Raw genomic sequence first — 16,714 nt, 5'->3', positions numbered from 1 at the left:
CAAGTGCTTAAATTAGTGTTCACTTTCAACATTATTAATGACCTACCGCATTAACAATTCGAATTTGCTTTTCATCGGGCACTTCTTGATAAGAAAGTACTCTCAAGGTCGGAATGGTATTTTTGACAAATTTTGCCAAGGTAGAACGTAAAACACCGGAGGTTAATAACACCGCAGGTTCACCTTTTAATTCTTGTTGTTGTGTTGCTTCTGTTAGTGAACGTTGTAAACGCTCGGCTAATCCAGGCTCAATACCCGATGACTCCCCCCCAGCAGACTGCATCGTTTGATGCAATATCTGTTCCAACTCAGGGACTAAAGTAATGACGGGTAATTCTGCTTCTATTCCATTGATTTCCTGACAAATTAAGCGTTTTAATCCAATACGTGCAGCGGCGGTTAAAATGTCAGGATCTTGACTCTTACTGGAGTACTCAGACAGGGTTTGAACAATGGTTCGAATATCTCGTAGTGGAATAGCTTCATTAAGTAAGTTTTGCATTACCTTCACTACCGCCCCTAATGGCAATTGATCAGGCACGAAACCATCTACTAATTTCGGTGTTGATTGCCCTAACATTTCAAGTAAGTTTTGTACTTCTTCATGGCCCAGTAATTGAGCAGCATGGTTAGTGAGTAATTGACTTAAATGGGTCGCCAGCACAGTAGCTGAATCCACCACTGTGTAGCCTAGCGCCTGTGCATGTTCACGTTGAGAAACTTGAATCCACACCGCTTCTAAACCAAAAGCAGGATCGAGCGTACGTTCACCATCAATATTGCCAAACACTTGGCCGGGATTTATGGCTAAATCCATGTTGGGATGAATATTAGCTTCGCCACAGGTAACACCCATCAGGCTGATACGGTAGCTATTAGGAGGGAGTTCCAAATTGTCACGAATATGGACAGGAGGCACGAGAAAACCAAAATCTTGAGATAACTTTTTACGCACGCCTTTAACGCGCTCTAACAACTCACCACCTTGGTCTTTATCTACCATTGAAATAAGTCGATAACCCACCTCAAGACCAATGGTATCTACGGGCTGCACATCATCCCATGACAATTCTTTCATTGGCTGCGCTGGCGCCATCGCATGTGTTGGTGGTTCTTTTTCAACTAATGCTGCTATTTTATCTTTCTTATAACGCCAATAAGCTGCACCACCAATAATGGCAGCTAACAGTAAAAACGGCACATGGGGCATGCCAGGAACAATCCCCATTACAAATAAAATAACCCCAGTAATAATCAAGGCTTGAGGGTTATTAAACATCTGAAAATACATCTGCTGGCCCATATCCTCGTCAGTATTTTGACGAGTAACCAACATCGCGGCACCAATAGACAACAACAACGATGGAATCTGTGCGACTAAGCCATCACCAATGGTGAGTAGACTATAAATCTCCATCGCTTCCATAAAGCCTAAGCCATATTGCGTCATACCAATGATCAAGCCACCAATAATATTGATAAACAAAATCAAAATACCAGCGATCGCATCCCCTTTAACAAACTTAGATGCACCGTCCATCGAACCATAAAAATCCGCTTCTTTGGTCACTTCAAAACGACGCGTTCGTGCTTGCTCTTGATCAATAAGACCCGCATTTAAATCTGCATCAATCGCCATTTGTTTACCGGGTAACGCATCTAGCGTAAAGCGAGCACTAACTTCTGAAATACGCCCAGCACCTTTGGTAACAACCATGAAATTGATAATCATAAGGATAAGGAATACCACCAAACCCACAGCATAGTTACCGCCAATCACTACCGAGCCAAAGGCATCAATGACCTGTCCTGCCGCATCAGAACCTTCATGACCATGCAATAACACCACCCGTGTTGAAGCTACGTTAAGGGCTAAACGTAATAAGGTGGCAATAAGTAATACGGTAGGAAAAGCGGCGAAATCGAGAGGACGACGGGTGTAAACAGTCACTAACAACACCACTAATGACAACGCAATATTAAAGGTAAATGTCATATCCAATAATAATGGTGGCATTGGCAGAATAATCATCGCCAAGGTGGCTAACACCATCACTGGTGCACCAATAGCGGGCATATTCTGTAAACGCGCTAACGGTAAGCGCGAAGCAAAAGGAATTGAAAGCTTCATTCTATTGTCATCAAATCACGATTATTTACATAAAAGTGAGGTTATGACTCTAGATAGAACCATAAACCATCACGAAGATTTATGGTTAAGCAATTATCATGCCGCATAATTATGCCATTATTTTGACAGTAAAATTATACTGTTAGCGGCCATTGTTATTTTATTAATGCTGTAGCTCTGGTGGAATCTCTGTTGCTGCTGCCGATAAAGTAGGCTTTTGTCCTTTACCACGTCGATAAGCTTTTAATTGAAAAACGTAAGCAAGCACTTGCGCAACCGCAACAAACAACCCATCAGGCACTTGTTGTTCTAATTCAGTGGTATAGTAAATCGCACGTGCTAATGGTGCGGCAGGAACAATATCAATATTGTGTTTATTGGCAATTTCACGAATTTTAAGGGCTAAGTGATCCCCCCCTTTGGCAATCACTACTGGCGCGGCATCTAATTTAGGATCATAACGCAATGCCACTGAAAAGTGTTCAGGGTTGGTGATCACAACATCCGCTTGAGGAACATCCGCCATCATCCGTCGCTGTGCCATTTCGCGCTGTAGCATACGAATACGGCCTTTAACTTCTGGCTTACCTTCTGAGTCTTTATATTCATCTTTAATTTCTTGCTTGGTCATTTTTAATTGATCGCTAAAATGCCAAATTTGATACGGCACATCAATCGCCACCACAATCAGCAACGAACAACAGATCAGCAATACAAAATTCAATAGAATATCTAAGGCATGAAAATAATTAGCCGGAAAAGTTTCGATACTGAGCTGAAAAAAATCATTCAAACTTGAATAAATTAAATATCCAGCCACACTGGCAACTAACCCAACCTTGAGTATCGATTTAATTAATTCAACCCAACTTTGACTGCCAAACATGCGTTTAAGGCCGCTCATTGGGTTCATTTTTGATAATTTCGGCATCGCCGCTTCAGAAGAAAAGCGCACGCCACCAAGCCCCGCAGCTCCAATCAAGGCAGCCGTAAATAAAAACACTAGAATAATAACCAGCGGTAAAAACACCTGCCATATCGCCGTAGAAATTACCGAAAACAGTAGCTGGACATCAAATGCTTCCTCTCGACTAAGAGTAAACATTCGACTCATGACCTTGCCTAATGCCGTCCCTAATCCATCACCAAACCACATTAAACCCACAGCACCCGAAACCAATACGGCTACGGAGGCTAATTCTCTTGAGCGCGGTACTTGACCTTTTTCTCGCGCCTGCTCGCGTTTTCGCGCGGTGGCGTCTTCGGTACGTTCTTGACCGTCAGCATCCGACATTGTGATTCGTCCATGGTGAATTAAAAAAGTGAATATAAGAAAGATAAGCAGCGCAATAAGCCGTTATAAAACGGAATTTACGGTTAACAATCTAGCCGAACTAAACGACAAACTTGATCGAGCCCTGTTTGCCAAATAGCCTCATATTGCGGCACGATCCCCAGCACAATAAACCAACTGATCGCAAGCCCAAGTAACAACGCAAATGAAAAGCCTAATGAGAAAATATTTAACTGGGGCGCAGCACGGGTCATCACGCCAAATGACAGGTTAACGGTTAATAGTGCAATAACACCAGCCAGCGCCATATCAACCCCAGCTTTAAAAATATGCCCAAACCACCCTGCTAATTGGTGATAGTCAGCAGCAACTAACATACTACTGCCCACAGGTAAGGTCGTAAAACTCAACACCACCACATTCAGCATCGTCAAATGACCGTCAGTGGCTAAGAACAATAATATCGCCAGAAACATATAAAATTGTCCCAATACGGGGGTATTTTGACCATTAGCAGGATCCACCATTGAGGCAAAACCTAAGCTTGATTGCATGCCTAAAATTTGTCCTAACAATACAAAAGTCTGCGTAATAAACTGGGTCACTAACCCCATCGCCACTCCAATAATGATTTGTTGAGTAGTAACAATAAACCCGGCCAAAGAAAGTAACTCAATGTCAGTCGGCACTTTAGGTAGCATTGGCATCACAGTAAAAGTGATCGCTAATGCCAGATATAGCCGAATTTTAGGTGACACAAAACGCGCCCCAAAAAAGGTCATTGCCATCATCATTGAAGAAATACGAGTAAACGGCCAAAAATAATTGGCAATCCACTCTAATAATATGCTGGAGGTATAGTGCATAAACGGTGACTACTCACGAGACAAACACGGTGGCGAGCTGCTATCAATACAATTAGTACAGCAGTTGTGGTATCTGATCGATAATACGAAAAAAATAATCCATCAACATGCGTGTCATCATGTGCCCAAAGAACATCAGTGCTAATAACGTCACCACTAAACGTGGCAGGAAACTCAATGTTTGTTCGTTAATCGAGGTTGCCGCTTGAAATACCGCGACCACCAAACCAATTAATAAGCCCGGAATAACAATTGCGCACACCATGATCAACACCATGTACAGCGCTTCTTGAAAAATACCGACAAACGCTTCAGGAGTCATCGTCTATTTATCCTTACTCTTTAAGTAGGCTTTATAAGGTGCCAAAACTGGCGGCTAACGTAGACAGAATTAAATTCCAGCCGTCTACCAAAACAAACAACATCAATTTAAACGGCAATGACACAATCATCGGTGATAGCATCATCATACCCATCGCCATCAATACTGATGCCACCACTAAATCAATGATTAAGAACGGTAAAAACAGCATAAACCCAATCTGAAACGCAGTCTTAAGTTCAGAAGTAATAAAGGCAGGCACCAACACCGTTATAGGAACAGTTTGTGGATCCGTCGCAGTAGAACCTGAAATATTAACAAAGGTTTCCAGATCTTTAACGCGCGTTTGCTTCAACATAAACTGTCGCATCGGCGCTTCAGCTTTAGTTAATGCTTGTTTAGCACTGATCTGTTCATTGATATAAGGCTGCACTGCATCGTTATTAATTTTATCGATAACAGGCGACATCACAAAGAAAGTCAAAAACATTGCGATACCAATAATCACCTGATTTGATGGTGTTTGTTGTAAACCCATCGCTTGACGCAAAATCGACATCACCACCACAATACGGGTAAATGATGTCATTAAAATCACCACCGCAGGCAAAAATCCCAACGCGGTCATTAACGCTAATATTTGCAAGGTGATGGAGTAATCTTCACTACCATCAGGGTTCATGGTGACTGATAATGCAGGAATACCACCATGGCCAGTTCCTGCAATTAAATGTGATGCGCTACTTTCCGCTGTCATCGCCGCTTGAGTAACACTCTCGGTTGCCCAAGCAGGGGTTGTTATGATCCAACCGCTGCTCAGCAACAGTAATAAAGCGATTTTAAAATACATTGCGGGATTATTTTTTATCATTGGTGGTCATCAATCGGCTCAGCTGAGATGCAAAATCATTGGCTGGCACATCTTCCATGATTAAAGGTTGCTCAAGCTTACTCAGCAACGAGATATTATGCTGCGTGATACCAACTAACAGCTGTTCATCACCCACTTGAATCAGCGCAATTCGCTCTCGCTGTCCAAGCGTTAATTGCTTTACAATCGTAAGTCGCTGGTCACTACTGTGCACGCCCACTAAGCGCATTTTTTTTAGCACCCATGCCAAAAACAGAATAATAACAATCACCAACACCAATGACGCTAAGGTTGTGGCTAGATTAAGATCGGGGGCTTGCCCTAAAGTCACTGACTGATCCATCGTTAACTCTTACCGTAATTTTTTAATGCGTTCGGTTTGGCTAATCACATCGGTTAAACGAATACCAAATTTATCATTGACCACCACCACTTCACCGTGAGCAATCAAAGTACCATTAACCATCACATCCAATGACTCACCTGCAATTCGATCAAGCTCAACCACAGAGCCTTGGTTAAGTTGCAGCAAGTTACGAATACTGATTTGCGTACGGCCAACTTCCATTGAAATCGTCACCGGAATATCCATAATGGTATCAAGTTTACGACGCTCATCATCAGAGATCGGGGCGGTATCATCGATTAACTCTTCCAATGGTGCTGGTTGAACACTGTCTTGTTGTTCGGCAAGGGCTGCCGCCCAGTCATCTGCCATTTGTTGATCATTTTGAGACATGATTTTTCCTACTAAAGAGTCAATTAATGAGTGTCATCAGTGTTATTCATTTCTAATAAAGTCGAACTTAAAAGTTCACGATCTAAAAAAGCCAAGTCGGTTTTCACCATATCTGGGCGTTTTAATTTATCGGTAATTTTCAGCGCAACATTATCGCCACTACGCCCCATTTTGGCGCGATAGGTCGGTAAATCTTCAACAAAAATCGTGGCTGACTCTGGCATCGAGATTGGAATAACATCTCCCGTTTGTAGCTCCATCAAATCACGTAATGAAATATCAATATCTAATAACTTAGCGCGTAGATTTACAGGTACATCCATGATTTCATCACGTAATGCATGGCTCCAACGGACATCGGTATCCATTTTGTCACTTTGTACACCGGCATCGAGCAATTCACGAATAGGCTCAACCATTGAATACGGCATCACCACATGAAAATCACCGCCACCACCATCAATCTCAATATGGAATGAGCTCACCACAATCACTTCGGTCGGGCTGACAATATTAGCCATGGTTGGGTTAACTTCAGAGTCGATATATTCAAACTCAACCGACATCACGGGTGACCATGCTTCACGGTAATCTTCAAACACCAATTTCAGTAGCATTTGCACAATACGGCGTTCCGTTGGGGTAAATTCACGCCCTTCAATTTTGGCGTGAAAACGACCATCACCACCAAAGAAATTCTCAACCAAAATAAACACTAATCGTGCTTCCATGGTGATCAATGCGGTTCCTTTTAATGGTCTAAAACGCACCATATTTAAACTCGTAGGCACATAAAGCGTATTTTGATACTCACCAAATTTGATCATTTGGACGCCATTGATTGACACTTCAGCCGTTTTACGCAACATATTAAATAAACTGATCCGCATATGGCGCGCAAAACGTTCATTGATCAATTCAAGGGTCGGCATTCGGCCACGAACAATCCGATCTTGCGAAGAAAAATCAAAAGCCGTTATACCAGAGCCTTGATCACCATCACTCGCATCATCATCAGGTTCATCAACACCATGCAATAGCGCATCAATTTCATCTTGGGTTAATAAATCACTCACAGCACACCTATTGCATCACAAAGCCAGTAAATAACACCCGTTCAACCACAGGCATGTTCGTCATCTTGTTCATCGTTGCTTGTACGGTTGTCAATGCTTGTTGACGTAACTTTTCACGCCCTTGTGGTTGGCGTAATTGCTCAACCGTGGCTGCTGCAAAAGTTTGTAGCAATACACTTTCAACCAATGGCACATGTTTTTTAGCCAACGCTTCATTTTGTTCACCACGCACCATTAGCTGTACTTTTATTTGCACCACGCGATCACGTTCTTTACCACTAACATTAAAAATAAATGGTTCAGGTAACACGATATAATAAGCCGACATTTTCAACGGCGACTGAGTTGATGTTGAGCCAACCTCTGCCGCTTTAGCTTCCGCTGATGGTGTGGTGAAAAACCAAATGCCACCACCAATCACAACGCTCACAAGCAGAATAACCAAGCTAATGACAATTGTTTTTTTTCTATTTCTAGCCATCATTATTTATCCTGCTCGCTATTTATTGCGGTCTTTATTACGACATGACATTGCTGCATGTTTTTCCTTATTGATTAAACCTACGCGATTAATATGACCAAAAACGCTAAGCGTAATAATCAACTTGGTCTTTGTGTTTTGCTACGAACATACTGATGGGCAAATCCCCTTGATCACTTTCAGCGATGAGAGATCCATCATCAGCCATTATTGTTAAAGAGGATGGCTGCCCTGAGTGTGACTGTGAATGTGCAGAGTTATTAGAGTTGTGCCCCGTAAATTGGTGGCTATTCTCTTGTTGTACCGAGCTTTGTGCGAGTTGTAGCCCTTGTTGTTGTAACATTTCGCGTAAACGTGGCATCGCTTGTTCAACAATATCGCGGGCTTGGTGATTATTTACCGTAAATTGCACCGAAGCTTGATCTTGGTTAATACTCAATTTAATCTGAAGTTTGCCAAGTTCTGGTGGATCTAACCGAATATCGACATATTTTAGGTTCTTTGCCATCATCATATTGATCCGTTCATGAACCTCTTCGCCAGCCTGTTCATGAGTAAGAACTAATGACGATTGCAAAGCGTTGGTCATGGGCGGTAATTCAGGTTTCAGCATTGGTGTTGTTGATGCTGTCGTTAATCCCGCTAACTGTTGAACCAATGAATCAGCTTGAGAATGGTTATTTACGCCTTGTTGAGGTCGATTATCGTCTACCAACAAAGAAGCACCATCAAACACAGCAGGATTAATAAGCATATCGGTACTAGGTGTTGAGGTAGATAAAGAGCGATAAGAGGCTGGCAATGGCAAATTATTGACACTAATATCAGAAATAAGCTCGGCATCACTCTGTGCGCCAGATTTTTGTCCATCACTATTTACTGTCGCTTTTGCCGTCAGAGCCTCAGCCGCAGTTGTCGCTACGGCCATAGCTGGCATGATAAACGCAGCACTTTCATTGGTGGTTTTAATGGCTGTTTGAGCTGCTACCAATTCATCTTGAGTCAGTACAGCATCTGTTGTTGGCATGACGACCGATGGCAAGCTTTTGCCGCTCGCATCAACAGTCTCAGTTTGTGTTTTATCAACTGAATTAAGCTGCTGGTTAGATTGTGTGAGTTGCTGTAAAAAGACATTGCCTGCAGCCATTAACTCTACTGCGCCATCAATGACTCTCTCGCCGTCATCAGCGTTCATTAATGATTTATCAATTGCGGTATCGGCAATTATTGAATCTGCGATTAATATTTCACTTTCATCATCAATAACGTCAGCGGTAGAGGGAATGTTTACTTCACTCTCAATATTCATCTGTTCAGCACTCATCGCTGTTTGATCAAAAAGTAATGTGGGTTCGCCATCAACCACCGCTAGCGGAGGCATTTCATCAAGCGCTTGCTGGTATTGCTCTAAAAACTGACCATCACCGAATGGCGTAGTGTCAGGTATTGAACTGGCAACGGAACTGCCCGTCACCAATTTTGGCGTTTGCGCAGATGACACATTAAATAGATTCATAGTAACTCTTTTAATACGTGTCGCGACAGACGACAAATAAATGAATAACTGTTTGATTAAAGCGTCAAAAAAACGTTTCATTCAAAACTAATGTTCTATCCTAATGCAAAAAGTAAACCAGTTTTTTAGTTCTAGCGTTGTTGGCGCCGTGCAAATTGTAACGTTACAAATTCATCCATCATTTTTTGTTCTTGTTTATTCAAAAAAAGCTGCCGTTCACGCTGTTTTTTTTCCAGTAACCATTCAATACCACGTTTTTTTTGCTGCATGGCTTGCCAATGCTGACGGCATTGCTCAATTTGATTAGCAAAATAGCCACCCGCCTGTTTTTGCTTCTCTAATGTGGTATCAAGTTGAGTTAAGAATTTTTGTAAATGGCTATATTGGCTTGCACTCAGCCCTTGTTGCCCACGCTCAGAAAGCTGACGACAGTAATCTAATCGGTACTGTTCAATTTGAGCTAATTGCTGTAAATAATTTTGCTGTTCAAGTTGCGCTTGATTGAGGGCGAGGCTGGCTTGATGTTCTTGTTGTTGTGCTTGTTCGATTAATAATTCAAATGTTCTCAATGGCATACTATAACGACCTTGTCTTCAATTACCTTATTGCCAAGTTCCATTAGCCACCTAATGTAGATCGCAACATATTGACGCACATTTCATACGGTACCGCTTCTTTCATTTCTTGCTGTAAATAATTGTCTAATTTCGGTTTAAAACTAAAAGCTTGATCAATCGTTGCATCAGTTCCCGGTTTATAGGCACCAATAGCAACCAAGTCTTGATTTTTACGGCAAATAGATAAAATTTGACGTACGGCTTTCGACATCAGCATATGGTCATCACTAACGATGGCTGGCATAACACGACTAACAGAACGCTCAACATCAATTGCAGGATAATGCCCCGCATCCGCCATTTCACGCGATAACACAATATGACCATCGAGGATCGCACGTGAAGCATCGGCAATCGGATCTTGCAGATCATCACCTTCACTTAATACCGTGAAAAAAGCGGTGATCGAACCTTGATTTTCATTACCATTACCTGCCCGTTCCACCAGCGCAGGTAACTTAGCAAACACCGATGGTGGATAACCTTTGGTTGCAGGTGGTTCACCAACGGACAATGCAATTTCACGTTGCGCCTGAGCAAAGCGGGTTAATGAATCCATCAGCAGCAACACATCAAACCCTTGATCGCGAAAATACTCGGCAATGGTGAGTGAGGTTTGGCAGCCTTTTAGACGCATTAATGGCGAAGCATCGGCAGGCGCGGCTATCACAACGGCTCGCTCACGGCCTTCTTTACCTAAAATTTCATCAATAAATTCTTTTACTTCTCGACCACGCTCGCCAATAAGCCCCACCACCACAATTTGCGCACTGGTACCGCGAGTCATCATACCCAGCGTGACCGATTTACCCACACCAGAACCAGCAAAAAGACCAATCCGCTGTCCTTTTCCGACTGTTAATAAACCATTAATAGCCTTAATACCAACATCAAGGGGTTCTTTAATCGGTTTGCGTGATAAGGGGTTAATGGGAGCCGAGGTAAACGCTGCTCGTTGCTCAGTAAAAATAGGCCCTAAGCCATCAAGTGGATTACCAATACCATCAATAACACGCCCAAGTAATTCAGGCCCGACTGGAATACCACTGTTATGCAAAATAGGGGTAACTTTAGCACCTGGCATCACCCCTGATAATTGCTCACTTGGCATTAAAAAAAGCGTTTCACCAGCAAAACCCACCACTTCTGCTTCTAGTTCACCAGTGAGGGTTTCTACTTTACAGACACTGCCAACAGGGGCGCGGCAGCCTATCGCTTCAAGGGTTAGCCCAACAACACGATCCAACCGCCCTGAAGCCACAGGTTTACAAGCGGTATTTGCAGTTTGGTAGCGACTGAGGCGTTGTGCGAGGGTCATAACACTAGCTCTTGCAAATTACTGTTGAGTTCATTAAAGGTGGTCAGTGAATGCAAAATACGATCATCAATTAAATAATCAACACTAGAACTGCCACACGCCAACTGTAAATCCCCTCGTTGTAAGCTCGGCTCTGCAATTAATGACCATTGACGTTGTTGCAGATCAGCCTCATCAAAGCTGGCATGAATTAACGCAACATCTTCTGGATGTAAATGCATTTTAATTTCTCGCTCAGCTATCGGTAGCGTTGCTACAACTTCGCGAACAGTATTGAGTAATACTTGAGGATTGGTTTTAACTTCAACACGAATCAATGCCTTGGTTAAACCATTCACCAATAACAATAATTGTTGTTCAACTTCGGTGTCGACTTTAGCAATAGGATCTGCAAATTTATCCATCACCGCCATTAACAATGCCACTTGTTGATCAATTTGAGCTTGAGCTTGTTCTAGCCCTTGCTGTAAGCCTTGTGCCAGCCCTTCAGCATGGCCGGCTGTAACCCCTTCAGCATGGCCTTGAGAAAAACCTTCGCTATGCCCAGCTTGACGCCCTTGCTCAACCCCTTCGTCATAAGCAGATTGCTGCATGGCTTCAAGTTCTGCCGCGGTTAATGGTGGCGGCGGTGGCTCAGGTTGAGTTAATTGCTGTTGCTGTAATTGTTGTTGCTCAAGATAATATTGATGATCATAATTAAGCGCATTTTCAGGTTCATGATCACTGTCATGGCTGTAATCAGGGTATGCCCAGCGTTCAAGTTCTTGGGCTTGATGTTCTGACACGCGCATAAAACCACGACGACGTTCATCACTCATGGCAACACCTTTTCCTTCAACTTACATTGAACCACCGCATTACTATTATAAAAATTCATCAGTGCCACCATTGCCAGTTAGCACTAATTCACCCAAATCAGATAAACGACGCGCAATAGATAAAATTTCTTTCTGAGCCGCTTCAACATCAGCCACACGAATAGGCCCCATGGCTTCTAAATCTTCTTGTAGCATTTCACCCGCACGTTTAGACATGTTGCGATAGAACTTATCACGTAACATATCATCTGCACCTTTAAGGGCTTTTTGTAATAGATCTTGCGGCACATCTCGCAATAGAATTTGAATGCCACGATCATCAACTTCAATCAGATTATCAAACACAAACATCAAGTCTTGAATTTGAGTCGCTGTTTCTTCATCGTTTTCACGAATTTGATCCATCAACAGCCCTTCAACGTTATTATCGAGATAGTTCATGATTTCTGCTGCTGCTTTTAAGCCACCAATTTTAGCTGCTTGTGCACCCGCTTGACCCGCAAACTGTTTTTCCATAATGTCGTTTAATTCATGCAGTGCCGCAGGTTGAACTTCTTCCAAATTAGCAATACGCATCATCAAATCTAATCGCACGCGTTCAGGGAATTGCGATAAAATTTCAGCGGATTGTTCAGGCTCTAAATAAGACAACACGATGGTTTGAATCTGTGGGTGCTCATTTAAAATAATACTGGCAACTTGGCGCGGATCCATCCATTTTAAAGAATCAAGTCCACGCGAACCGCTACCCATTAGAATTTGATCAACCAAATTATTGGCTTTATCTTCACCTAATGCTGCCACTAACGCATTACGAACAAAATCTTCGCTACCCATACCAATGCTGGTGTATTTTTGAATTTCTTCTAAAAATGAACGATGCACACTCGAGACTTTATCTTGATTTAAGTTCTTCATGCTTGCCATCGAGCCACCGACTCGCTGCACCTGCTTCGGATCAAGATGGCGAATAATACTGGCGGCATCTTGTTCATTAAGACTTAATAATAAAATCGCAGCTTTTTCCGTGCCATTAAGGCTTTTAATATCAAATTTATTATCGATTGGTGCTACATCATTAGCCATCTTCATTCATCCAGCTTTTCACGACTTGTGCAGCAAGATCCGGTTCATTGGCAACCAACGCCCGCACTGCTTTCAGTAAATCTTCATCTTTATGTAAATTAGGCAGATCTAAACTACTACTACTTAATTCAAAGCTTTCATTTGGATCTAAGTCACCACCGATTAAGCTGGTGCCATCACTATGACTATTGTGGGTTAAAATCGGTAAACCATTTTCATCTAACGGTGTGCCATTAGCCGCTTGATTTGGGTATAGCAACTTGTTCATTGCTGGACGCACCAAGACGATGATCACCACAATAATCACCAAGGCCGCTGCAAGCCATCGAATCCAACTGCTAAAATTCGGATTCTCCCAAATGGGCACATCAGCCAATAATAGTTCTTCAGGCAGCGCAAATGGCACCGATAGTACTTCCAATAAATCACCACGCGCCTCTGAAAAACCAATACCGCCCATTAATAAACGACGAATTTTAACAATTTCAGCTTCAGATACTGGTACTCGTGTGATCTCACCCGTTTTAGGATCAACTATTGATTTATAATCAATCGCAACCGACACCGTTTGACGATCAATAACACCTGTTTGCGCGCGTTTATGGCTTATCGTGGTGTCTAACTCATAGTTACGGGTAGATTCACGGTGCATGCGACCATTACCGCTGCTTGTGCCAGCTTGCATGTCTTTTATATTTTCGGGAATCGCACTACTGACAGGGGGTTGGTTGCTTAATGCTCCAGGAATACCCGCTACCACTTGACCACCATTACTATCTTCACGCGTAAACTCACTTCGAGTAGCCGCCGTGGCAGGGTCATAGCGTTTACGGGTTTCTTCTAAGGAGGAGAAATCCATCGCTATATCAACTTGTGAGGTGTAATTTCCCAACCCTAAAACAGGCATCAAAATAGCGTCGATTTTTTCCCGTAAAGATTGCTCTTGTTTACGCTCTAATTCGTATTCTTTTCGTTTAGCGGTTGAGGAAGGATCTTCAGTACCTGAGCTTAATAAACGCCCGTGTTGATCGGTCACCGTAACGCGAGTAGGACGTAAACCAGGCACCGCCGTTGCCACCATATCAACAATGGAATCAACTTCTTGCTGCCCTAGTGCTCCGCCTGATGCTAAAGTCAGAAAAACCGTCGCGGTAGCATCTTGATTATGACGCACAAACACACTTTGTTTTGGCATCGCAAGCAACACTTGCGCCTTACGTACTTGACTAATTTGTTCGATAGCACGCGCTAATTGACGTTCACGGCTTAATTTTAAACGTTCATTTTCAAGCCGCTGTGAAACACCAAATCCCATGTCTTTTAATAAAATATCATCGCCTTCAGCGGTACGACTGTTTAAACCACTGCGGGTTAAATCTAATTTTATACTGCTATATTTATCAGCCGGTACTCGAATGGTATTGCCATCAAGTTGGTAATCAATTTTCTTTTGATCAAAGTGATCTAAAATAGGGATCAATTCTTCGGTTTCATAGCTACCCAATGGTCGCATTTCGGGCTCTTTTATCCACACCACGACCATGACAATTAGCGCGACACAAATCGCAACCGATAGCACTAAAATCACCTGCCGTAACAGATCAAGATTGCCTAAAATACTGTCAGTACGCGATGCTTTCTTTTCAGCAAGATCGGGATCTTGAGCAGCATCGCGTAATATCGGTGAAGTATTATTATTTGCAACCGTAACGGGTTGATTAACAATTTGATCTGACACTATTTATTTCTCACACATATAGCTAATGATGCGCTATCACATCGACGGATAACAACGATATTTATACCGGCATATTCATTAATTCTTTGTAGGCCTGTACCATTTTATTACGCACTTGCACCGTCGCTTCAAACGCCACACTGGATTTATTACGGGCAATCATCACATCAGATAACGACACACTGCGATCACCTTGATCAAACCGAGTAGCAAGATCACTTGACTGCCCTTGAAGCGGATTCACCGACTTAATGGCATCATTAAGTAAATTGCCAAAATCAGCACTAACCTGTTGTCCTGTTGCGGGACGAATATTATTTTGAGCATCTAAACGCATTGCCTGCATTTCAGCCGCTAATCCATTAACTTTCATTGCAAAATCTCACTGTGTTTATCGCTACTAAAAAAGGTTTGTTATATCTATAACCCATCGATTATGCGGGGAGTTCAATGCCAGCATCACGCATTTTGGCTAATTTATAGCGTAATGTACGTGGACTAATGCCCAGTTTATCGGCCATATCTTTTCGATTACCTTGGCAAGCAACTAAGGTATCTAAAATAATATTAAATTCTTGGCCGCGTAATTCATGGCCTAAACTTTCCGCAACTGTGGATGATATTGAGTCAATTGTCGTTGTGGTCGACGGTGATATTTCGCAATCAGGCGCGGTAGAAGGTGTAACCATCTGTAACCAATCAAGTCCTTCAACCAAAATATGTTGCTCAGTTATCATAAGGTTATCGTGAATGATTAACGCGCGTTGAATCACGTTATCAAGTTCACGTACATTTCCGGGCCATGTATATTGTAATAATTTGTTGAGCGCACATGGTGCTATTACAGGGATCGCCATCCCTTGTTGACTCGCATGGCGTTGTAAAAATAACTGCGCTAACGGCACAATATCGCCCTTACGCTCCGTTAATGCTGGCCATGTCATTGGAAAAACATTTAAGCGGTAATACAAATCTTCACGAAAACGCCCCTTCGCAACATGATTTTTTAAATCACGGTTACTGGTTGCAATAATGCGCACATTCAATTTAATGCTTTTACGTCCACCTAAACGTTCAACTTCACGTTCTTGCAATACCCGTAATAATTTAGCTTGCAAGTTAATGTCCATTTCACTGATTTCATCCAGTAAAATCGTACCTGCTTGAGCTTGTTCAAACTTGCCCGGACAGGCTTGTATTGCTCCTGTAAAAGCCCCTTTTTCATAGCCAAATAGCATCGCTTCTAGCATATTTTCAGGAATAGCAGCACAGTTAATCGCCACAAAAGGTCCATCACAGCGTAAAGAATGGTCGTGAATATAACGTGACAACACTTCTTTACCCGACCCACTAGGACCTAAGACCATCACGCTGGCATCTGTTTTAGCGACTTTTTCTGCCATTGCTAACAAATGCAAACTTTTAGGATCCGCTGCGACCGTATTGGTAGCGTTGGATCGGATCGGTGCATAGCGACCAACCATATTTAACAAAACTTGCGGGGCAAATGGTTTAGCCATGTAATCAAGTGCCCCCTCTTTCATTGCTGCAACAGCATCTTCGATATTGGCGTAAGCGGTCATTAATAACACTGGCATTTTCGGCCATTGCAATTTAATACTACGCAATAAAGCTAAGCCATCCATGCCCGTCATTTGCACATCAGAAACCACAATATCAACCGATTCAGATTTCAATAGCACTAATGCGTGTTCTGCACTTTCCGCTTCTAGCCATTGATAACCCGCTAATGCAAGCGTATCAACTAACGCTTCACGCAAACCTTCGTCATCTTCTACGACTAATACTCGCGTTTGACTCATGCTTCACTCTCCATAGTT

General features: G+C 42.6%; 17 protein-coding genes. All 17 read right to left on the bottom strand.

What is annotated here, in order from left to right; all coding sequences use genetic code 11:
* Positions 1-34 precede the first annotated feature (34 nt).
* The 17 genes from flhA to Q0V26_RS05855 all read right to left on the bottom strand — a co-directional run bounded on the left by flhA (position 35) and on the right by Q0V26_RS05855 (position 16,696).
* A complete protein-coding gene (gene flhA / locus Q0V26_RS05935; RefSeq protein WP_080156962.1) occupies positions 35-2,131 on the bottom strand; it encodes a flagellar biosynthesis protein FlhA in 2,097 nt (698 codons plus the stop codon).
* Between the two features lie 163 nt (positions 2,132-2,294).
* The gene (gene flhB, locus Q0V26_RS05930; RefSeq protein ID WP_297479241.1) at positions 2,295-3,425 is read right to left on the bottom strand and encodes a flagellar biosynthesis protein FlhB; all 1,131 of its coding nucleotides are present in this window, start codon (positions 3,423-3,425) and stop codon (positions 2,295-2,297) included.
* Positions 3,426-3,508: 83 nt separating this feature from the next.
* On the bottom strand, positions 3,509-4,291 hold the full coding sequence (fliR, locus tag Q0V26_RS05925; protein WP_107275314.1) for a flagellar biosynthetic protein FliR: 783 nt from the start codon (positions 4,289-4,291) through the stop codon (positions 3,509-3,511).
* 52 nt (positions 4,292-4,343) lie between these two features.
* Complete coding sequence (gene fliQ / locus Q0V26_RS05920) at positions 4,344-4,613, bottom strand: flagellar biosynthesis protein FliQ (RefSeq protein WP_036795654.1); 270 nt, start codon at positions 4,611-4,613, stop codon at positions 4,344-4,346.
* A gap of 31 nt (positions 4,614-4,644) precedes the next feature.
* Positions 4,645-5,484 (bottom strand): flagellar type III secretion system pore protein FliP, encoded by an 840-nt coding sequence (gene fliP / locus Q0V26_RS05915; protein ID WP_080156967.1) that lies wholly within the window; start codon positions 5,482-5,484, stop codon positions 4,645-4,647.
* On the bottom strand, positions 5,471-5,827 hold the full coding sequence (gene fliO / locus Q0V26_RS05910; RefSeq protein ID WP_080156969.1) for a flagellar biosynthetic protein FliO: 357 nt from the start codon (positions 5,825-5,827) through the stop codon (positions 5,471-5,473). Before fliO ends, fliP begins: the two co-directional genes overlap by 14 nt.
* Positions 5,828-5,836: 9 nt before the next feature.
* Positions 5,837-6,223 carry a flagellar motor switch protein FliN gene (fliN, locus tag Q0V26_RS05905; protein WP_080156971.1) on the bottom strand — a complete coding sequence of 129 codons (387 nt, stop codon included), beginning with the start codon at positions 6,221-6,223 and terminating at the stop codon, positions 5,837-5,839.
* Between the two features lie 23 nt (positions 6,224-6,246).
* Positions 6,247-7,299, bottom strand: a complete 1,053-nt coding sequence (gene fliM, locus Q0V26_RS05900; protein ID WP_080156973.1) for a flagellar motor switch protein FliM — start codon at positions 7,297-7,299, stop codon at positions 6,247-6,249.
* Positions 7,300-7,306: 7 nt separating this feature from the next.
* On the bottom strand, positions 7,307-7,780 hold the full coding sequence (gene fliL, locus Q0V26_RS05895; RefSeq protein ID WP_297479218.1) for a flagellar basal body-associated protein FliL: 474 nt from the start codon (positions 7,778-7,780) through the stop codon (positions 7,307-7,309).
* Between the two features lie 106 nt (positions 7,781-7,886).
* On the bottom strand, positions 7,887-9,296 hold the full coding sequence (locus Q0V26_RS05890) for a flagellar hook-length control protein FliK (protein ID WP_297479215.1): 1,410 nt from the start codon (positions 9,294-9,296) through the stop codon (positions 7,887-7,889).
* A 131-nt stretch (positions 9,297-9,427) separates the two neighbouring features.
* A complete protein-coding gene (gene fliJ / locus Q0V26_RS05885) occupies positions 9,428-9,871 on the bottom strand; it encodes a flagellar export protein FliJ (RefSeq protein WP_045036582.1) in 444 nt (147 codons plus the stop codon).
* A 43-nt stretch (positions 9,872-9,914) separates the two neighbouring features.
* Complete coding sequence (fliI, locus tag Q0V26_RS05880; protein WP_107275311.1) at positions 9,915-11,231, bottom strand: flagellar protein export ATPase FliI; 1,317 nt, start codon at positions 11,229-11,231, stop codon at positions 9,915-9,917.
* The gene (gene fliH / locus Q0V26_RS05875) at positions 11,228-12,049 is read right to left on the bottom strand and encodes a flagellar assembly protein FliH (protein ID WP_297479210.1); all 822 of its coding nucleotides are present in this window, start codon (positions 12,047-12,049) and stop codon (positions 11,228-11,230) included. Before fliH ends, fliI begins: the two co-directional genes overlap by 4 nt.
* 45 nt (positions 12,050-12,094) lie before the next feature.
* A complete protein-coding gene (fliG, locus tag Q0V26_RS05870) occupies positions 12,095-13,135 on the bottom strand; it encodes a flagellar motor switch protein FliG (protein ID WP_080156979.1) in 1,041 nt (346 codons plus the stop codon).
* A complete protein-coding gene (gene fliF, locus Q0V26_RS05865) occupies positions 13,128-14,816 on the bottom strand; it encodes a flagellar basal-body MS-ring/collar protein FliF (RefSeq protein ID WP_297479340.1) in 1,689 nt (562 codons plus the stop codon). Before fliF ends, fliG begins: the two co-directional genes overlap by 8 nt.
* Before the next feature lie 118 nt (positions 14,817-14,934).
* Complete coding sequence (fliE, locus tag Q0V26_RS05860) at positions 14,935-15,246, bottom strand: flagellar hook-basal body complex protein FliE (protein WP_297479207.1); 312 nt, start codon at positions 15,244-15,246, stop codon at positions 14,935-14,937.
* Positions 15,247-15,307: 61 nt separating this feature from the next.
* On the bottom strand, positions 15,308-16,696 hold the full coding sequence (locus Q0V26_RS05855) for a sigma-54 dependent transcriptional regulator (RefSeq protein ID WP_297479204.1): 1,389 nt from the start codon (positions 16,694-16,696) through the stop codon (positions 15,308-15,310).
* Positions 16,697-16,714 lie beyond the last annotated feature (18 nt).

The sequence above is a fragment of the uncultured Photobacterium sp. genome (assembly GCF_947039875.1).
Lineage (GTDB): Bacteria > Pseudomonadota > Gammaproteobacteria > Enterobacterales > Vibrionaceae > Photobacterium.
This window is presented reverse-complemented; position numbering and strand designations above follow the sequence as displayed.